Source organism: Pseudomonas salomonii (genome assembly GCF_900107155.1).
GTDB lineage: Bacteria > Pseudomonadota > Gammaproteobacteria > Pseudomonadales > Pseudomonadaceae > Aquipseudomonas > Aquipseudomonas salomonii.
This window is the reverse complement of sequence record NZ_FNOX01000004.1, coordinates 294,800-313,073: the sequence shown is the minus strand read 5'-3', so window position 1 is coordinate 313,073 and position 18,274 is coordinate 294,800. Positions and strand designations below refer to the sequence as shown.

The window sequence follows — 18,274 nt, the reverse complement described above, 5'->3', positions numbered from 1 at the left end:
CCCACATTTAGATCGCAGTACACCCAGCAGAGGTGTACCGCCCTGCTCTTGGTATCAGTCTTTTTCCAGCGGGGAAAAATACAGGCGACCCAAGCCGCGCCACGTCTTCTTGTTCCAGGCCCGAAACGGGATCTGCGCCAACAGCTCCCGCGCCAACGCACGGTTGCGGTTGGAGGTCTTGAGGAACATGGAGCTGAGGAATTTGTAACGCACCTCGTCGTACAGCGGGTGATCACTGAACAACGCGTATGAGCGCAGGATGTTATCGATCATGAATCGATGATTCTTGTACGAATTGGTGGCGTGCTTGCGGTAGCGCGCCATCACCACGTTCAAACCATCGATGAAGTACCCGGCGTGGGTAATCTTCAACTCGATCAACAAATCTTCCAGGCGAATCTGCGGGTCAAACCCGCCGACCTTTTCCAGCGCTTCACGCCGGATCATCAGCGTAGGCGCCGGTGGGTAAGGTTTGCGCTCCAGGAACATGTCGTCGAAATCCAGGCGTCGAAACGGCACATCACGGCGCTGACGCTTCTCCGGAAACAACTCACCCTGGGAGTCGATCAGCTCGATATTGCCCGCACAGATTCCCACCTCAGGCTTGCCATCCATATAGGCCACCTGAGTCGCAATGCGCTCGGGCATCATGATGTCGTCCGAACCGAACGGCACGATCAGCGGCCCCTGGGACCGGGCAATCGCGCCATTGAGGGTGTTGGTCAGCCCCTGATTCTGCTGCACACGAAAGTCGAACGCGTGATGTTCCTGCAGGCGACGGATGCGCTCGACACTGTCGTCTGTCGAGCCGTCATCCACCACCAGCAGTTCGATGTTGGGATAGGTCTGGTTCAACACACTGAGGATACTTTCCTCAATGTAGGGCGCGTGGTTATACGACGCAATGATCACCGTGACCAAGGGCTGACTCTGGTTCATACATTCTTCCCGCGTGCTTGAGCCAAGCCTGAATCGATCAGCTCCAGGTACTCCTGGCGGAATACCTCAATGTCGTGTTGCGCCTGAAGGTACTGGAAGGCCTGCTCGCCTTTTTGTCCGAGCGCCTCGTCGGACAGCGCCAGGTAAGTGTCCAGCGCCTCGGTCAACTGGGGCACGTTGGCCGGCTCCACCGCCAGGCCACCGGCGCCTTCGATCAACGGCAACATGGCCGGCACGCTGGAGGCAATCACCGGCAGGCGGCCGCTCATGCCTTCCAGCAGCGCCAGGCCCAGGCCTTCTGCGAGCGAAGGCATTGCCCAAATGTCAAAGGCACGCACGTATTGCAGCGCATTTTCCTTAAAGCCCAACAAGTGCACGCGCCCATCCAGGCCAAGGCTCTGGATTTGCGTGGCCAGGTTGGCCTCTTCGCGCCCGGCGCCAATGATCGCCAGCTGCGCGGTTGGGTATTTTTCTTTGAGCGCCGCGAACGCTTGCAGCAAATAGGTGTGGCCCTTGACCGGCACCAGCCGGCCCAAGGCACCGATCAAGCGCACCGAAGGGTCGATGCCCAGCAACTCGCGCGCGCGCGCGCGTGAATGCTGCAAGCCTTCGGCCTGTTCGATGTCGATGGCGTTGGTAATGGCGTAGGTATTCTGGTCGGTAAAACCGCACCGGCAATCGAGCAGGTACTGCTTGACCGCCGGCGACACGCCGACGAAGCGCCAGTGCGTGTCGATCCAGCGCTGCGCCTGCTTGCGCCGGTACAGGCGGTCATACTCGCCAAAACCGTGGGAGATGCCGATGCACAGCGGGATCTTCAACCAACGGTTGAGCTGCAACATCATGTTGACCGGCTTGAAGCGGTTGCACACCACCACGTCGAACTGTTCGCGGCGGCAAAACTTATACAGTTGCCACATGGCGCGCAGCCGCAAGCCTTTGAGCGACTTGTCGGAGAACTCGAAGTAGACCGACTTGGCCGCCCGGCTGACCGGTTCGCCAGGCGCCGGCTTGCCACGCAGGAACGCGGCGGTGACCTCGTAGCGCTCGGCAGGCAATGCCTTGACGATCTGCTCGGCCAGGTCGGCAAAGTCATGGGATTTAACATTGTAGTCAGGCTGCAGTTGCAGGACCTTGAAACGCCGACTCATAACTCTCCTCGATGGAAACCTGTGGCATCAACCACCCAGGCTGTTTCAGCCGCGAGCGTCTCGACGTACTCGGCGTCAGGCTCCGGTAGCAACGGCCATTGATTACGCTTCCAGCAGACAAAATGGAAATACGGAAATTCCCGTTCACCATCCCTGTCGTTGGTCAGGCGGCCCTTGTTCCAGAACCATTGATGCGGGAAGCAATCACTGCCGTCGTGCCATTTGATCACACCACCGGGCGTACTGAACGCCTCGGTGAACTCACTGCGCCGACGCCATGGGTTTAACTTGCCGACCAACTCGAACAGCGGCTTGGGGAAATTCTTGCGCCACAGGAAAATCCGACTGAAGGCGCCTTCATCCAGCGCATGATGCGCCTGATCGGTAAAACGCGCCTCCCAATCCTTGATGCGCATGAACGCATGCCGCTTGCGGGGCGTGTTGCGCATCAGGCACAAATGCCCGGCGACCCGTCGCTCATGGGTTGAAAACAAGTCATAGCTGGCCAAGCGCTCGGCGGTGAAATACTCGCGCAGGTTGCCGTAGATCAGGTCCAGATCGCCAAACGCCCAAAAATCGTAACCGTTGAGGCGGTCAGCGTGGATATGCCCCAGCGCCGGCTTGATGTCGCACAGCTTGTACGGCGCCTGGGGCGCAAAATTGATGTACAGCCGCTGGGAAACCAGCGTGCAGTAATCGGCAAAGGTGATGCTTTCGATGCGGACATTGTCCGGCACACTGGCCGGCATCGGGCAGTCGCTGAACAGCAACCAGTCAATGTCGGCGTTGTGGCGGCAGCTTTCGAGAAAAAACGGCATCCAGAATGGCCAGCGGCCAAAGTAAGGAATAATGAAAAGGATGCGGGGGCACGGATTGCTCAAGGGGGACTCACTGTCATTTGGTACTGGGGCACGCTACGCGCCACCACGTTGCTTAACGTTACTTGTGCTTGATGAACCAAAAGAGTTCATGACGCCGAATGGCCTTGCGGAAAAACTCGTTCTCACCCCACGGCGAGACGGCCCTTCCAGCCAGCAGACGCTGTATGACTCGCCGCACCCGCCGTTTGAACGGCATCTGAGGTTGCAAGTCATGCATCATGCCCAGCGACATGGCCTTTTCACACTGCCGCTCCTCCGATACTGGCAGGCAATATGGTTGCAAAATGTAAGAGGAGTCGAAGCATGGCGGCAAAGCGACACTATTGCCCGAATCCCCCATCGGCCAGCGGTCGTTGTCATGCAGATGGTTGGCGTAGCCGAGCAAGGTAGTCGGCTGCCATTCCAGGCCCTGCAAGGCTTGCAAGACGGCTTGCTGCGCGCAGATATGGTCGGGGTGCGGATCGATCACCGGATGCGGCAACACGATGACCTCAGGTCGCGCCCTCAACAGCACGGCACGCAGGTCCGCCAGCAGGTTGTTCCAGGTCGGCTGGCCGTCGGCATCGGCGGGCAGCGGGAACGGGTTGAATTGGCGAAACAGGCGAATATCGCTCAACTCGGCTTCGCGCGACGCAATGGCGCGCGCAGGCTCAGCTTTCATCGCCGCCAACTGCAGGCAAAAGTACCCGAGCTGAACGCAGTGTTCCTGCGGCACGCCAGCCCAGCGCGGCACGGCAATACTGTCCCAGGCTCGCAGCCGGCCCTTGAGGCGTGCCGCTTCAGGCTTGCCCAGACCCATGTGCTGATAATGCTCGGCTTCGATCTCACCGGCGGTCAGCGTCACAATCCAGGGCTGTGCGGCCTGGCTGTACAGGCCAAAGGCAGCCAGTTCGGCGTCGTCGGCATGCGGTGCAATCACCATCACCCGCTGCTGACGCACATCCGGCTGGCGGAATACCGACAGCACAGGCTCACCCTGTATTCGGCAAAACCGGCCACGCAACAGCAACTGCCCAGCCAGCAAGGCTTGCGCCTGGCCGGTGAGGTTGAGATAGCGCAGGCCGTTGACGCCGCGCTCGAACACCTGGCGGTCGCCGCCCGGTAACGCGACATAGGGGTCGATAAAGCGTCCGAGCAGGTTGCTCTTGAGCCGCAGTGCGAGGATCAAGGTCTCATCACCCGCCAGGTCCAGCGCCTGGCCGAGCACCAAACGGCCCTTGTCCAGGGTCACCTTGGGTTGTTCGGTATCGGCGGCAAATTGATACTGATAGTCGTCCTTGGGCGAGTAAAACAAGTGGTCGGCAAACCAGGCTTCATGGGCCACCCAGGCCAGCACTGCCAACAGCAGCGGCAACCACCAGGCCACCAGCACACCCACCGCAATCAGCACCAGCAGGCTGACCAGCAGCCCGATGCGCTTATTGCGGCGATGGCGCTTGAGCAGCGCCTGTTTGCGACTTGTCGAGGCACTCATACGGTGAACACCGGCACGGGGTTGCACCAGCGGTCCTTGTACTCACGGTCCGCGCGGCCGAACGAAAAACGCAGGGGCTTGCCCACGTCTCGCGCCTGTTCCCAGGCACTTTGCGTATTGAGAAAGCTCAGCACGCTGCCGGGGCTGAATGCGCGGGTTTCGGGGTCTACGCCGCCATTGATGTATTCGACGCTGACCCACTGCGGCGCTTCAACGCGATACACCAGTTGCACGGCAATCGGCGCATCGTTGAGGAAAATCACCGATCCGATCAGCCACTCACGCAGCAGCTCGATCACCTGCGCCATGTGCGCGGCACCGGTGGCCGCGAAGCCCCAGCGGCGCTGGAACAGGTCGCAGTAGATCGCCGCCAGCTCGGCGCTGGAGAAGTCCTGCACCGGCCGCACCACACCGCCCGCCTCTTCCAGCAGGCGCAATTCACGGCGCTGGTTATAGCGAAACTTTTTCGACAATTCTTCGGGAGTACGCGCCATGGCCAACTGTTCGGCCTGAAGCTTGATACCGGTAAAACGGCCTTCATTGAGGGCCGACAGGTAACGCGCGCGATGGCGCAGCGGCGCCTGGGCATCAACGGCGGCGGGCAGGATCAACTCGGCGTTGCCGAGGTCGAACAAGCCTTTTTTGCCATTGCGCTTGAGCACGTCCTTGGACAACGCCAGGTCGCGCCCCCAGGTCGCAATGCAGGCTTTAAGCTCACCGCTGTGCTCCCAGGCCAAATAGCGCACCGGAATTTCGGCCAGCCCGGCCAGACGCTCGACCACCTGCGGATGGGTGGCGACACTGCCGCCAAAACGCTGCCAGGCATCGCTGTAGGTCGGCGCGTCAACCACCGACCAACCGCGCTCGCGAAAGCCTCGGAATCGATTGAGCATCAAGCCCTCGCGGTCAGTTCGGTGACAGCAGGCAACTGCCAGAAGGTATCGCGCACAGCCTGATCCGAAAACCGCTGGTGCAGGCGCTCAAGCATCATCTCGGCGCACTGCTGGTGCTGCTGACGATCCATCGCGGCCAAATGCCGAAGGCCCTGCCCCAAATGGTCGGCATCACCAAACGGAAACAGGATGCCCACGCCTTCAACCACTTCCCGCGCGCCGCCACACGAGGTGGCGAGCAGCGGCACACCAGCGGCCATGGCCTCCAGCAGCACCATGCCGAACGGCTCATGGTCGGAGCTGAGGGCAAAGACGTCGAATGCACGGAAATACCGGCGCGCATCCGGCACCTGGCCGAGGAACAGTACCTGTTCGGCAATGCCCAGCTCGCGGGCCAGCGACTTGAGGTCTTGCTCCAGGCGGCCGGTGCCGAGGATCACCAACCGGCTCTGCGCCGGCAAATGCGGCAGGGCCAAGGCAAAACCTTTGAGCAAGGTGGCTTGGTCCTTGTCGGGGTGCAGGCGGCCGACATTGCCGACCACCCACTCATCCGGCGACAGCCCCAAGGCATCACGCGCCTCATCGGCCGACACCTGCAACGCTTGCATGGCCTGCACATCGATGCGGTTATACAAGGTCTGGATACGGGCCGCCGGCCAGGCCGGCAGGCAGCGGCGCATATCGTCGCGCACCGCGTCAGACACACCGAGCAGGCTCAGGCGCTTGCTGAAAATCGAAGCAAACAGCTTGCGGCTGCGGCGCTGATAATCACCAAAGGCGTGATGCACGCCGATCACCGGCAGGCGCGTACCGAGCAAGGCGATGTAGATCGGCTTGAAGCGGTGGGCAATGCACAAACTGAAGTTGCGCGACGCGGCGATCTTGCGCAACTCACGGATGGCGCCCAGCTTGAGGCCACGAATGGCCCTGGAGCTGAACTCCATGAACAGCACCTCATCAGAGGCGCAAGCGGCGGCGACATCGGGGTCGGCGACCCCGGTGAGAAACACCGTGGTCACCTTGTAGCCGGTGCCTGCGAACAGGCTGGCGTACTGCCGCGCGCAGTCCAGGAACGGCCCGTCATAGCCGTGGCAGAACTGCAGGACGTGGCGCTCAGCCGACCGAGTCATAAGGGTCCACGCCGTCTTTGACGACCAGGATGTCTTCCATGATCAGGTACTGCAGGTCGGAGCCGAAGAACATGTTCAGCGCGTCGGTCGGCGAGCAGATCATCGCCTCGCCACGGCGGTTGAGCGAGGTGTTCAACGACACGCCGTTGCCGGTCAATACTTCCAGCTCTTTCATCATGTCGTAGTAACGCGGGTTGTATTCGCGCTTGAGCACCTGGGCGCGGGAGGTGCCATCTTCATGGACCACTTCCGGTACGCGGGTTTTCCACTCTTCGGACACTTCAAAGGTGAAGGTCATGAACGGCGCCGGGTGATCGACCTTGATCATCTGCGGGGCCACGGTGTCGAGCATCGACGGGCAGAAAGGCCTCCAGCGCTCGCGGAACTTGATCTGGTGGTTAATGCGGTCGGCCACGCCGGTCGCGCTAGGGCAACCGATGATCGAACGACCGCCCAAGGCACGCGGGCCGAACTCCATGCGGCCCTGGAACCAGGCCACCGGGTTGCCGTCGACCATGATCTTGGCGATGCGCTTGGGCATGTTTTCGATCTTGCGCCATACCGGCTTGCTTTCGTGCCTGGCGCACGCGGCAATCACGTCTTCGTTGCTGTAGGACGGGCCGAGATAGACGTGCTCCATCTTCTCCACCGGCACACCACGGGCGTGGGACACATAGGCCGCCGCGCCAACCGCGGTGCCGGCATCGCCGGACGCGGGCTGCACGAACAGCTCTTTCACGTCATCGCGGGCAATGATCTTCTGGTTCAGCTTGACGTTCAGCGCGCAACCACCGGCGAACGCCAGCTTGCCGGTGTCCTTGAGGATGTCGCCCAGGTAGTGGTCGATCATCTGCAAGGCCAGTTTTTCGAACAGCGCCTGCATGCTGGCCGCGTAGTGGATGTACGGCTCGTCGGCGATATCGCCTTCGCGCTTGGGCCCCAGCCACTCGATCAGTTTCGGCGAGAAGTAGAACCCCTTGCCCTTCTCTTTATAACGGCGCAGGCCGATGACGTTGGCGTAGTCTGTGTTGATCACCAACTCGCCGTTTTCAAACGAGGCCAGGCGCGAGAAATCGTATTTGCTGGCGTCACCATAGGGCGCCATGCCCATGACCTTGAACTCGCCGTCGAGCATCTCGAAACCGAGGAACTCGGTGATCGCGCCGTACAGGCCACCCAGGGAGTCCGGGTCGTAGAATTCCTTGATCTTGTGGATCTTGCCGTTTTCGCCGTAGCCGAAGAACGTGGTGGCGTACTCACCTTTGCCGTCGATGCCCAGGATCGCGGTTTTTTCCTGGAAACCCGAGCAGTGGTAGGCGCTGGAGGCGTGAGCCAGGTGGTGTTCAACCGGTTCGATCTTGATTTTCTTCGGATCGAAGCCCAGTTGCTCCAGGCACCAGACGATCTTGTTGCGGTAACGCTTGTAGCGACGGTTGCCCATCAGGATCGCGTCAAGGGCGCGGTCCGGGGCGTACCAGTAACGCTTGGCGTAGTGCCAGCGCGCCTCGCCGAACAGGCTGATCGGGGCGAACGGAATCGCCACCACGTCAACGTCGGAAGGCTTGATGCCGGCTTGTTCCAGGCAGAACTTCGCCGATTCGTAGGGCATGCGGTTCTTTGCATGTTTGTCGCGTACGAAGCGCTCTTCTTCGGCGGCCGCGATCAGCTTGCCGTCGATATACAGGGCTGCGGAAGGATCATGGCTAAGGGCGCCGGACAGGCCAAGAATCGTCAATGCCACTGGGGTCTAGCCTCTTTTAGTCTGCATGCAGGCGGGTTGCGCCTGAAAAAAGTGTGCCTCCCGCCTGAGCGAGAAACAGCTAAAGGGCGGGATTATAACTTAAAAGCAGCAGGAAGCTGTTAGCGGCAAGCGGCAAGCGGGTTACGGGTAGGTCTCGGTGCTGCCGTCCTTGCTTCGGCGCATGATGATCCCCGTGGCTACGAGCGACCGGGGCGCCAGTAAATGCCCATATTGCCCAGCGTGCCCTGCTGGTAGATCGTATAGGGCAGCACCACGGTATCAACAATACCCGAGGCGGTCATATCCACCAGTATCACCGGCACCAGTACGCCCGTGATGTCCGGGGGCGCGTTGAGCAGGCAAAAGTTGAATGCCAGGCCGCTATAGGCACGGGGAATGGACTCGCAGTAGGTTTTTTGCTTGCGCAACTCGCGGGTCGCTGACAGATCATCGCGAAAAACCGTGTTAACGGTTCCGCACCCACTTAACGCCAATGAAAACGCCCCCAGTGCAGCCGCCAGTTTTGTGCCCATCGCCAACCCCTCGAATAGTCGTCAGCCACGCTAGCATCGGGATCTGTGAGCCCCCAGATCACAATGTCCCAATGTTTCGTGGGAAATATCCCGAGCAACAGCACTAACCAACTGGTTAAACTCTCGCCTCTTTTGCGCGTTTACAGCGTTAAGCGCCACAGATTCCGGCTGACTGATGAAAACCCTCGCCCGCTTTACCCTTCTGCTGCCCGGCCTGTTCGCCGTGTGCGACACCGCCGTGGCTGAAGACACCGCCCTGGTCCTCGACCCCAGCGTCGTTACCGGCTCACGCAGCGCCAGCCCGACGTTCGGCCTGCCGTACTCGGTCGACAGCATCAGCCATGAGCAGATCAGCGACGGCCAGCTCGGCATCAACGCCTCCGAGGCCTTGTCCCGCGTGCCGGGCCTGGTGGTGCAAAACCGCCAGAACTACGCCCAGGACCTGCAGATTTCCTCCCGTGGCTTCGGCGCGCGCTCGGCGTTTGGCGTGCGCGGCATCAAGTTGATCGCCGACGGCATCCCGGCCAGCACTCCGGACGGCCAGGGCCAGGCGGCCACCTTCAACCTCGACACCGCCGAGCGCATTGAAGTGCTGCGCGGCCCGGCCGCCACCTTGTATGGCAGCAACGCCGGCGGCGTGATCCAGATGTTTTCCCGCGACGGCGAAGGCCCGCCACGCATCGGCGCCGAAACCCTGGTGGGCAGCGACGGCCTGAGCAAAAACCACCTTACCGCCGAAGGCGCGGCGAACGGTGCAGGTTTTGTGCTCGACGCTTCGCGCATGGACACCGATGGCTATCGCGACCACAGCAGCGCACGACGCGACCAGACCTTTGCCAAGCTCAACGTGCAGCCGGATGACGACAGCAAGTTGGCGCTGATCTATAGCAGCCTGGAACAGAACGGCACGCAGGATCCGCTGGGGCAAACCTGGGAAGCCTACAAAGCCGACCCGCGCTCGGTCGCGCCGGCTGCGTTGCAGTACAACACGCGAAAAAGCATCGATCATCAGCAATTGGGCATGAATTACGAACGTTATATCGGTGATGCGACGTTGCAGGTAAACGCGTATACCGGGCGCAGGAGTGTGATTCAGTACCTGTCGATTCCGGACAAGTTCGCCAGTGGCGCGCCCAACCCGGCAAACGCTCGCGGCGGCGTGGTCGCGTTCGACCGCCAGTTCTACGGTGGCTCCGTCCACTGGCTGCAACCCATCACCAGCGCCCCCGGCGAGTTGACCCTGATCACCGGCCTCGATTACGACCGCAGCCAGGATGACCGCCAAGGCTATTCCAACACCCTGGATGGCGTGCACGGCGTCAAAGGCGCCCTGGGCCGTGACGAGATCGACACCGCCACCAGCCTCGACCCGTTCGTGCAGGCCAACTGGCTGCTGGGCGACTGGACCCTGCAAGCCGGCCTGCGCCACAGCAGTATGAAGATGGACGTGGACGACCACTTCACCAGCGACGGTAATGACAGCGGCAGCAAGACCTACCAGAAGAACACGCCTTCGGTCAGCGTGATGTACGCCTTTACGCCGGACCTGCATGGCTATGTGAGCGCGGGCAAAGGCTTCGAAACCCCGACCCAGGCGGAGTCGGCGTATTCGAGTAGCGCCAATGGCTTTAACTTTGCGCTCAAGCCGTCGGTCAGCAAACAGTATGAAGTCGGCCTGAAAGCCAAGCTTGGCCAGGACACGCGCCTCAACGCTGCGCTATTCCAGATCATGACTGACGACGAGTTGGTCGTGCAGCAATCCAGCGGCGGTCGCACCACCTACCAGAACGCCGGTAAAACCCTGCGCCGAGGCTTCGAGCTGGGCCTGGAAAGCCAACTCGGCGAACAGTGGAGCACCACCCTCGCCTACACCCGCCTGCAAGCGACCTACAACAGCGACTTTACCAACAGCGGGAAGGCTATCGACAAGGGCAACTACTTGCCCGGCGTGCCGCAAACCACCCTCTTCGCCGAGCTGAACTGGAAACCCCGCGACTGGGTCAGCACCGCCCTCGAAGGCCTGTACCGCAGCAAGGTCTACGTCGAAGACACCAACCAGCAACGCGCCGCGCCGGGCTACAGCGTGTTCAACTGGCGGGCGCGCTTTGAGCAGAAGGTGGAGCACTGGACCTTTCACCAGACGGTGCGCCTGGATAACTTGCTGGATCGCCAGTATGTGGGTTCGGTGATTGTGGGGGACGGCAACTTCCGCTACTACGAAGCGGCGCCTGGAAGGTCCTGGTATGCCGGGGCCGGGGCTGAATATCAGTTCTGATGATCGTTCCCACGCTCCGCGTGGGGATGCATCCCGTGACGCTCCGCGTCACCTTGCACGTGGCTTGAGGAGCGGGACGCAGAGCGTCCGGGGCGGCATTCCCACGCAGAGCGTGGGAATGATCATTGCACCTGTTTGGGCAAACGTGCATCGATCAGCTGGTACAACGCGCTGCTCTCAGGCCAGTTACGCATAAACCGCGCGCGGTCCTTGGCGAACGCCGGCGCGAAGCTGGCGACCGAGCTGTGCTGACACATGGCGTCCAGGTCGATCAACGCCCAGCGATCCTCGGCCCAGAACAGGTTATGGCCCTTGAAATCACCATGGCTGATGCGCTCGCGGATCAGCTCGACGAACAAATGGTCCAGGGCCAGCAGTTCATTTTCGGGCGCATCGCCTTTCTCAACATAGGGCGCGAAGCGCTCGATGATGTCCGGCCCCGGCAAGTATTCCGTCACCAGGTAAGCCCGGCTGCGCAGCCACAAAAAGCGTTTTTCCAACACCGCCAGCGGCTTGGGCGTGGCGATGCCAAGGAACGCCAGGCGGTTGCCCTCGCGCCACGAATGCCAGGCCCGGCTGGGGCGCCAGAAGCGCTTGAGCCAATGGGCAAAACCCTTGATGTTGTAGCGCTTGATCACCAGCGGCCGCCCGCCCGCTTCGACCTTGGCAACCGTGGCCGCGCCACCGGTTTTGTACACATGGCCTTGGTCGAGCAACGCGTCGGCCTGTTCCAGCACCGGCAGCATCGCCGCCTCTTCCTCGCGACGAATCGCACGCAAGGCAAAGGCGCCACGCACCACGCTGAACAGCGTGCATTCACGGCCAACCTTGTTCAGAAAGTCTTTCAAGCGCCAGGCGCTGACCTTGCGCACCTGTTTTTCCAGGGCCTGCAGCGGCAAGGCGTGTTCGCCGTTGCTCAGCAGGTAGTACACCAGCAATTCTTCGGTAAACGGTTCGAGGTTTTTCGGCAACTGGGCGAAGAACACGCCAAGGTTTTCCAGCACCCGGTTGCACGACAGCGGCTTGCCCGCCTCCTCAACACGAATCCCGGCGCCATCGATCAGGTACAGCTTGCCGTCCTGGCGCAGCAGGTTGTCCAGGTGCAGGTCTTCTTGCCACAGGCCTTTGGCGTGCATCTGCGCAATCGCGCCCAACGCCTCGGCGAGTACGGCGGTTTGCTCGTCCGCCAGTGGCGGCAACCCCTCGACCGCCTGCCAGGCATCGGCGAGGCTTTCGGCACCTTCGATAAATTCAAACAGCAGCCAGCCGCCCTCGCCTTCCTGTAAGCCATCGGCCAGCAATTGTGGCGTGGTCAGGCCTTGCTCGGCCAGCAGGCGAACGCCGCTGAGTTCACGCTGAAAATGCCGCGCGGCCTTGCTGCCTACCAGCAACTTGGCCAACACCGGGCGGCCGCGCCAGACGGCGGCGCCCACGTAGCGTTCGCCCGGCAACACGCGCAGCAGGTTGAGCAGTTGCAGCTGGCCTGTGCCTGCGGCGTCGGCCAGCTCGAGGGTCAGCGGCAGCTCGGGCGTGCGGCCGGCTTTTTTCAGTTCGGACAAGCGCATCAGCGCTTCTCCTTGTGGCTGCGCCGGGCCGTCAGGCGCTCGAACCAGGCGCCCACCAGCGCGCTGTCTTCAGGCTGGTCCAGATACGCCGCCAGCAGTTGCCGCACTTGCGCATCCGACCACTGCGGCGCACGGCGCAGCAACGGCTCCAGGTCCTTGACCCGATCACGCCGGCCGAACAGCAGCGGGCGGGTTTTCTCCAGGTCGATCAACTGCGCGGCATAACCGTCTCCGAGCGGTTGCAGGAAAATATGCTTGGGGTAAAAACAGCCATGCACTTGCCCGACGCTGTGCAGGTGGCGCGCCAGCTGACCGCAGGCCAGCAGAATCGCACGGTGCTGGGCGTCGCTCAGTTGCGGCCATTGCTCGAGCAATGAGTCCAGGTCATTCCAGCCGTCCAGGGCGCGGGTCAGCAGCATCGCGCGGCGCTCGCCTTCAACCTTGCGCTCACCGAAAAACGCTGCCTGCAACGCCGGAATACCCAGCTGCCGGTAGCGGCTGATATTACGAAACTCGCGGGCAAAGGTCGGCTCGCCGAACGGCTTGCTGAGCGTGCGCGTCAGGTAGTTGCTCTGGCGCTTGAGGTAGTAACCCTGGCCTTCAAGCTCCAGGCGAAACACGCTGCTCCAGCCGCCGTCGCTGGTATTGGGTTCATCCACCGCGTCCAGTTGCCTGGCCCACAGCGCATCGAAGTCAGCCAGGCCGTGGCGCGCAAGCAATGCGCGATCATCGGCCGCCAGAAAATCAGTCATTCGCGCCCCTCGAAAAACTTCACCACGTGGCGGATTCGCTGTTTGTCCGAAGCCGTCAGGTGCGTGCGTTGGCGGTATTGCAGGTAGAAGCGCAGGCGCTGGGTGGCCGACAAGTGATACTTGGCGACTTTATCCAGGCAGGCCAGGTCCTTGGTAATACGGTACTTGAGCCAGAAACCGCGCCAGAAATCGCCGTTGGGGCAATCGATCAGGTACAGGGTGCGGTTATCGTCAACCAGCAGGTTGCGCCACTTCAAGTCGTTATGGGTAAAACGGTGCTCGTGCATTGTGCGCGTATATTCGGCCAGTTGACGGCTGATCACGTTGACCCACGTGGGGTCTTTCAAGCACGGATCGTTACGATCGGCCAGCACCGACAGGTCTTCGGTCTTGGGCAACTCGCGGGTGATCATCGCCCCGCGCGCATAAGCCAGCCCCTTGCGCTCAAGGCCCCAGGCCACCACGTCGGCGGTGGGAATCCCCCACTTGGCGAAGCGCTTGAGGTTCTGCCATTCGGACTTCACCCGAGGTTTGCCCAGGTACCGGCGCAGGCCCTTGCCGGCACCGACGTAGCGTTTGACGTAGTAATTGACCCCGCCACGCTCCACCCGAATCACTTCCGACAAGGGGTCGCGCGTCAGTCGCTCACCCTGCAAGGCAAACACTGCCTCCAGGCTGCCAAAGTCATCCGCCAGGGCGGCGTAAGCAGGTTCCAGGTTCCAACCCGCCATCAGATCGCATCCCCCAGGCGTTGCTTGCGCGCATACAGCTTGTCGGCCTTGCGCTGCAACAGGCTCAGGGACGCCGACTGCTCGGCCAGGATCTGGCGCAGCGGCTGGCGGAAGTAGCCTTTGAGGAAGCGCAACTTGTCGCGCTGAGTCAGGCCGATGTCCAGCGCCGAGTAGTACAGCGCGGACAAGTCCTTGTCGCGCCAGCGCAGCGGCAGATGGGCGCGCAATTGGGCACGGTGCAGGTCGATCACTGAAAGCTTGATATTACGCGCATCGATCGGCCGGGACGTATCCAGCAGGAAGTGGCACAGGTAGCAGTCGCGGTGATTGACACCGCCACGGTGCATGTCGCCGACCATGCGTGCCAGTTCAGCGGTGAGCGCATGGCGCAATGCCGGTGCCGGCGGCTCGGCCGCCCAGTTGACGGTCAGGTCTTCCAGGCTGATGGTCGGCGCCAGTTCTTCGGTGATGATGAACGAGTGCTGGTCCGCCGGGTTGCTGCCTTTTTCACCGAAGGCCACGCCGGTCATGGTCGGCACGCCCAGTTCCTGCAGGCGGTGGATGGCCGACCATTCCAGGCCGGCACCCAGCACCGGCAACTTGGCGGTGATCAGGTTCTTGAAGATCTCGCCCCAACCGATGCCCCGGTGAATTTTCACGAAATACGGGCGGCCCTCCACCTCGGTACGCAAGGTGCGACGCGCCGCCAGTTCACGAAATACCTGGCCTTGCAGTTTCTCGACTTCGGCAAAGGCATCACGCCCGGCCCATAACGTCTTGAACGGTTCGGCAAGAATCAACTTCATCGTTTCGGCTCCGCCAGAATCACATCTGCCGCGTGCTGCGGCATGCTGTAGAGGTCGGCCGTCTCGGCGAAGGCCAACCCATTGCGGCCCCAGGCCGCGCGCTGTGCAGTGTCGGTGAGCATATGCGTGAGGTACTGGTTGAGCTGCGCTTGTTCAAACGGCTCATCCAGCACCAGCCCGCTGTCGGCTTCGGCAATGTAGTGGGCATAACCACACACCGCCGAGACCAGCACCGGCAACCCGGCCACCAGGGCTTCGAGCAACACGGTACCGGTATTTTCGTTGTACGCCGGGTGAATCAACAGGTCGGCGCCCAGCAGGAAACGCGGGATATCGCTGCGGCCCTTGAGGAACTGCACGTTATCGCCCAGCCCCAAGGTGGCGCTCTGCAAGTGGAATACTTTGGGGTCGTCCTGGCCGATTACAAACAGGCGCGTGCGTTTTTTAAGTTCGGCAGGCAAAGCGGCCACGGCCTTGAGGCTGCGGTCGACGCCCTTGGTCTTGAAGCCGGAACCGATTTGCACCAGCAGCAACTCGTCGTCACGCAGGTTGAATTCCTTGCGGAAACCTTCGCGAATTTCAGCCGCATTCGGCGGCGCGCGGCGGTCCTGGGCAATGCCCGGCGGCAGCAGGTGGAAGCGCTCCAGCGGCGTGTCGTAATGCTTGATGAACAGCGGTTGCTGCACTTCGGAGATCATCAACACTTCGGTCCTGGCGTCTTTGGCGAACACCGCACGTTCGTACTCGGCAAAGTGCTTGTAACGGCCAAAGCTTTTGTACAGCGAGTGGCGCAGGTTTTGCGCCTTGTCTTCAAAGCAGCCGTCGGCGGCGTAGTACACGTCCAGGCCGGGCATTTTGTTGAAGCCGATCAAACGGTCCACCGGGCGCTTGGCCAGGTCGGCTTCCATCCAGGCCAACAGCTTCTCGTTGCGCCGATGGTTGAAGAACGCCTTGACCGGCGCCACCAGCACTTCGAAACCGGGGGGAATGTCGCCTTCCCAGATCAGCGTGTAGACCCGAATCTTATGGCCGCGTTGCTGGCACTCCAGGGCGATGCGCATGAAGTCGCGCTGCAGGCCACCGAAGGGGAAATATTTGTACAAAACAAAAGCCAGTTGCATCAGTGCAGCTCCTCAGCCAATAACAACGTGCTCAGTCGGCTTGCCACACGCTCAGGGTTCAAGCGCGTGAAGCACAGGGGCGACTCGCGCTTGATGTCGAACCGACGCAGGTCGTCGGCCGTCGGTTGATAGGTACAGGTTTTTTGCAGGCACGGCGCGCACGGGAAGTCGCTGGCCAGGTGAATCTGGCCCTTGCCGTAGGCGCCGGTGAGGCCCGGGTTGGTGGGGCCGAACAGGGAGATGGTCGGCACGTCCAGCGCAGCGGCCAAATGGCCCAGGCCCGTGTCCACCGCCACACAGGCGCGGGCACCGGCGAGCACACGGGCGACGCCGGCCAGGTTAAGTTTGGGCAGCACTTCGGCGTTTTGCAGGCCTTGGGCCAAACGCTCGGCGCGGGCCTTTTCGGCGGCATTGCCCCACGGCAACTTCACGTCCACCCCCAGGCGGCCCATGCGTTCGGCCAGCTCACGCCAGTATGCTTCGGGCCAGTGCTTGGTGTCCCAGGTGGTGCCGTGCAGCAGCAATACAAAGGGGTTTTTCGGCGGCAGGCCGAGCAGCTTGTCGACGCTGAGGCCGTAATCGCCCAGGCCTTTGGGCAAGTCATAACCCAACGCCACGGCGAACAGCTGGCGCAAACGCTCTACCGCATGCTGCCCACGGGCCACGGCCAGCCGGCACGAGTAGAAACGCGCAGCCAGCGGCTCACGGGCAGAATTTTTATCAAAGCCGGCCACCGGCGCGCGTACATAACGCGTCAACCAGGCGCTTTTGAGCAGCCCTTGGGCATCGATCACCAAATCGTATTTGGTCGACTGCACGCTCTGTTTGAAGCGCCGCCATTCACCGCTCTTGATGGTTTGCCAGATGTTCTTGCGCCAGCGGCGAATCGCCACCGGGATCACTTTGTCCACGGCCGGGTGCCAGGTGGGAATCTCGGCAAAGCCTTCTTCCACCACCCAGTCAAAGCGGATGCCAGGGATCGCCCGCGCCGCGTCGGTCAGTGCCGGCAAGGCGTGGATCACATCGCCCAGGGATGAGGTCTTGACTACCAATACGCGCAAACTAGCGAACCTCGACCGCAGAACCCTGCAACCGCTGCAAGGCTTCATTCACCGGCTGCGGCAGCAACTGACGCATGCAGTTGTAATGGCCAAACCGGCAGGTACGCTCAAAGCACGGGCTGCAATCCAGGCCCAGGCGCACCACTTCAACCTTATCGGCCAAAGGCGGGGTAAAACCGGGCGACGTCGAGCCATATACCGCCACCAAGGGGCGGTTCAGCGCGGCGGCCACGTGCATCAGGCCGGAGTCGTTGGACACCACCGAATCGGCGCAGGAGAGTAAATCGATAGCCTCGGCCAGCGACGTGTCGCCACTGAGGTTCACCGCCTCTTCACGCAGGCCGGGGATCAGGCGCTGGCGAATATCCTCGCCCACCGGATGGTCCTTCTTCGAACCAAACAGCCACACCTGCCAGCCTTCGCGAATCTTCGTCTCGGCGACTTTGGCGTAATGCTCCGACGGCCAGCGCTTGGACTCGCCAAACTCGGCGCCGGGGCACAGCGCCAGCACGGGACGGTCAAGCGCCAGGCCGAACTTGGCCAGCGCTGCGTCACGGCTCACCGGATCGATCTGCAGGCTCGGGCGCGGATAAGGCGTGGGCAACTCGGCACCGGGCTCGTAGGCCAGCGCCATGAAGCGTTCGATCATCAGCGGGTAGCGCGCCTTGTCGAGGGTGCGCACGTCATTGAGCAACACGTAGCGAAACTCGCCGCGCCAGCCGGTACGTTTAGGGATGCCGGCAAAGTACGGCACCAACGCCGACTTGAGCGAGTTGGGCAGCAAAATCGCCTGATCGTACTGGCCGACCATGGATTTGCCGATGCGCCGGCGCGTCGCCAATTCGAGGGCGCCATGGCCAAGCGGGAAGCTCAAGGCCGCGCGCACCTCGGGCATGCGCTCGAGGATCGGCCGGCTCCACTCAGGGGCGAGCACGTCGATTTGGCAGTCGGGATGGCGCTGTTTGAGGCACTGAAACAGTGTCTGCGCCATCACCATGTCACCGACCCAACTAGGCCCAACGATCAGAATATTCATGTAGTTTCCACAAACGATGCGGGGAGGCTTATGCCTCCCCGCATCGTTATTTACTGTAGGTCACGGTAGCCACTTTGTGTCAGAGCTGGCTTGTGTGGGAGCTGGCTTGCCTGCGAAGGCATCAACTCGGTATCACTGATAAACCGAGGCGTCTGCATCGCGGGCAAGCCCGGCTCCCACACAAA

General features: G+C 61.8%; 16 protein-coding genes. 1 reads left to right on the top strand and 15 read right to left on the bottom strand.

Annotated features, from left to right (window positions below; translation table 11 throughout):
- Nucleotides 1-54 precede the first annotated feature (54 nt).
- The 8 genes from BLV67_RS11445 to BLV67_RS11410 all read right to left on the bottom strand — a co-directional run bounded on the left by BLV67_RS11445 (nucleotide 55) and on the right by BLV67_RS11410 (nucleotide 8,742).
- Nucleotides 55-939, bottom strand: a complete 885-nt coding sequence (locus BLV67_RS11445) for a glycosyltransferase (RefSeq protein WP_069786834.1) — start codon at nucleotides 937-939, stop codon at nucleotides 55-57.
- Nucleotides 936-2,090 (bottom strand): glycosyltransferase family 4 protein, encoded by a 1,155-nt coding sequence (locus BLV67_RS11440; protein WP_069786833.1) that lies wholly within the window; start codon nucleotides 2,088-2,090, stop codon nucleotides 936-938. The genes BLV67_RS11445 and BLV67_RS11440 overlap by 4 nt, the downstream gene beginning before the upstream one ends.
- The gene (locus tag BLV67_RS11435; RefSeq protein WP_069786832.1) at nucleotides 2,087-2,971 is read right to left on the bottom strand and encodes a DUF6625 family protein; all 885 of its coding nucleotides are present in this window, start codon (nucleotides 2,969-2,971) and stop codon (nucleotides 2,087-2,089) included. The genes BLV67_RS11440 and BLV67_RS11435 overlap by 4 nt, the downstream gene beginning before the upstream one ends.
- Nucleotides 2,972-3,029: 58 nt before the next feature.
- Complete coding sequence (locus BLV67_RS11430; protein WP_069786831.1) at nucleotides 3,030-4,445, bottom strand: PIG-L deacetylase family protein; 1,416 nt, start codon at nucleotides 4,443-4,445, stop codon at nucleotides 3,030-3,032.
- Nucleotides 4,442-5,338 carry an antimicrobial resistance protein Mig-14 gene (locus tag BLV67_RS11425; RefSeq protein ID WP_069786830.1) on the bottom strand — a complete coding sequence of 299 codons (897 nt, stop codon included), beginning with the start codon at nucleotides 5,336-5,338 and terminating at the stop codon, nucleotides 4,442-4,444. Before BLV67_RS11425 ends, BLV67_RS11430 begins: the two co-directional genes overlap by 4 nt.
- Nucleotides 5,338-6,468: a glycosyltransferase gene (locus tag BLV67_RS11420; protein WP_069786829.1), complete on the bottom strand. Its 1,131-nt coding sequence runs from the start codon at nucleotides 6,466-6,468 to the stop codon at nucleotides 5,338-5,340. Before BLV67_RS11420 ends, BLV67_RS11425 begins: the two co-directional genes overlap by 1 nt.
- On the bottom strand, nucleotides 6,452-8,209 hold the full coding sequence (locus BLV67_RS11415) for a carbamoyltransferase family protein (protein WP_065930709.1): 1,758 nt from the start codon (nucleotides 8,207-8,209) through the stop codon (nucleotides 6,452-6,454). Before BLV67_RS11415 ends, BLV67_RS11420 begins: the two co-directional genes overlap by 17 nt.
- 197 nt (nucleotides 8,210-8,406) lie before the next feature.
- Nucleotides 8,407-8,742, bottom strand: coding sequence for a YceK/YidQ family lipoprotein (locus BLV67_RS11410; protein WP_065930710.1), 336 nt, complete (start codon nucleotides 8,740-8,742; stop codon nucleotides 8,407-8,409).
- A 175-nt stretch (nucleotides 8,743-8,917) separates the two neighbouring features.
- Between BLV67_RS11410 and BLV67_RS11405 the strand changes: the two genes are divergently transcribed.
- On the top strand, nucleotides 8,918-11,017 hold the full coding sequence (locus BLV67_RS11405) for a TonB-dependent receptor family protein (RefSeq protein ID WP_074854464.1): 2,100 nt from the start codon (nucleotides 8,918-8,920) through the stop codon (nucleotides 11,015-11,017).
- Between the two features lie 122 nt (nucleotides 11,018-11,139).
- Here the strand turns inward: BLV67_RS11405 and BLV67_RS11400 are convergent, their stop codons facing one another.
- The 7 genes from BLV67_RS11400 to waaF are packed head-to-tail and all read right to left on the bottom strand — an operon-like array spanning nucleotide 11,140 to nucleotide 18,089.
- On the bottom strand, nucleotides 11,140-12,582 hold the full coding sequence (locus tag BLV67_RS11400; RefSeq protein WP_069786821.1) for a lipopolysaccharide kinase InaA family protein: 1,443 nt from the start codon (nucleotides 12,580-12,582) through the stop codon (nucleotides 11,140-11,142).
- The gene (locus BLV67_RS11395; protein ID WP_056860565.1) at nucleotides 12,582-13,334 is read right to left on the bottom strand and encodes a lipopolysaccharide kinase InaA family protein; all 753 of its coding nucleotides are present in this window, start codon (nucleotides 13,332-13,334) and stop codon (nucleotides 12,582-12,584) included. The genes BLV67_RS11400 and BLV67_RS11395 overlap by 1 nt, the downstream gene beginning before the upstream one ends.
- Nucleotides 13,331-14,065 (bottom strand): lipopolysaccharide kinase InaA family protein, encoded by a 735-nt coding sequence (locus tag BLV67_RS11390; protein WP_056860566.1) that lies wholly within the window; start codon nucleotides 14,063-14,065, stop codon nucleotides 13,331-13,333. The genes BLV67_RS11395 and BLV67_RS11390 overlap by 4 nt, the downstream gene beginning before the upstream one ends.
- Nucleotides 14,065-14,871 carry a lipopolysaccharide core heptose(I) kinase RfaP gene (rfaP, locus tag BLV67_RS11385; RefSeq protein WP_069786820.1) on the bottom strand — a complete coding sequence of 269 codons (807 nt, stop codon included), beginning with the start codon at nucleotides 14,869-14,871 and terminating at the stop codon, nucleotides 14,065-14,067. The genes BLV67_RS11390 and rfaP overlap by 1 nt, the downstream gene beginning before the upstream one ends.
- Complete coding sequence (locus BLV67_RS11380) at nucleotides 14,868-15,992, bottom strand: glycosyltransferase family 4 protein (RefSeq protein WP_065930714.1); 1,125 nt, start codon at nucleotides 15,990-15,992, stop codon at nucleotides 14,868-14,870. The genes rfaP and BLV67_RS11380 overlap by 4 nt, the downstream gene beginning before the upstream one ends.
- Nucleotides 15,992-17,053: a lipopolysaccharide heptosyltransferase I gene (gene waaC, locus BLV67_RS11375; protein WP_069786819.1), complete on the bottom strand. Its 1,062-nt coding sequence runs from the start codon at nucleotides 17,051-17,053 to the stop codon at nucleotides 15,992-15,994. Before waaC ends, BLV67_RS11380 begins: the two co-directional genes overlap by 1 nt.
- 1 nt (nucleotide 17,054) lies before the next feature.
- On the bottom strand, nucleotides 17,055-18,089 hold the full coding sequence (gene waaF / locus BLV67_RS11370; RefSeq protein WP_069786818.1) for a lipopolysaccharide heptosyltransferase II: 1,035 nt from the start codon (nucleotides 18,087-18,089) through the stop codon (nucleotides 17,055-17,057).
- Nucleotides 18,090-18,274: the final 185 nt, after the last annotated feature.

Bases quoted from the DNA above. Each gene is read 5' to 3' on its own strand.
- BLV67_RS11390 (WP_056860566.1), bottom strand. From the start codon at position 14,065: ATGGCGGGTTGGAACCTGGAACCTGCTTACGCCGCCCTGGCGGATGAC.
- BLV67_RS11380 (WP_065930714.1), bottom strand. From the start codon at position 15,992: ATGCAACTGGCTTTTGTTTTGTACAAATATTTCCCCTTCGGTGGCCTG.
- BLV67_RS11410 (WP_065930710.1), bottom strand. From the start codon at position 8,742: ATGGGCACAAAACTGGCGGCTGCACTGGGGGCGTTTTCATTGGCGTTA.
- BLV67_RS11430 (WP_069786831.1), bottom strand. From the start codon at position 4,445: ATGAGTGCCTCGACAAGTCGCAAACAGGCGCTGCTCAAGCGCCATCGC.
- BLV67_RS11405 (WP_074854464.1), top strand. From the start codon at position 8,918: ATGAAAACCCTCGCCCGCTTTACCCTTCTGCTGCCCGGCCTGTTCGCC.
- BLV67_RS11400 (WP_069786821.1), bottom strand. From the start codon at position 12,582: ATGCGCTTGTCCGAACTGAAAAAAGCCGGCCGCACGCCCGAGCTGCCG.
- BLV67_RS11445 (WP_069786834.1), bottom strand. From the start codon at position 939: ATGAACCAGAGTCAGCCCTTGGTCACGGTGATCATTGCGTCGTATAAC.
- BLV67_RS11440 (WP_069786833.1), bottom strand. From the start codon at position 2,090: ATGAGTCGGCGTTTCAAGGTCCTGCAACTGCAGCCTGACTACAATGTT.
- rfaP (WP_069786820.1), bottom strand. From the start codon at position 14,871: ATGAAGTTGATTCTTGCCGAACCGTTCAAGACGTTATGGGCCGGGCGT.
- waaF (WP_069786818.1), bottom strand. From the start codon at position 18,089: ATGAATATTCTGATCGTTGGGCCTAGTTGGGTCGGTGACATGGTGATG.
- BLV67_RS11420 (WP_069786829.1), bottom strand. From the start codon at position 6,468: ATGACTCGGTCGGCTGAGCGCCACGTCCTGCAGTTCTGCCACGGCTAT.
- BLV67_RS11425 (WP_069786830.1), bottom strand. From the start codon at position 5,338: ATGCTCAATCGATTCCGAGGCTTTCGCGAGCGCGGTTGGTCGGTGGTT.
- BLV67_RS11395 (WP_056860565.1), bottom strand. From the start codon at position 13,334: ATGACTGATTTTCTGGCGGCCGATGATCGCGCATTGCTTGCGCGCCAC.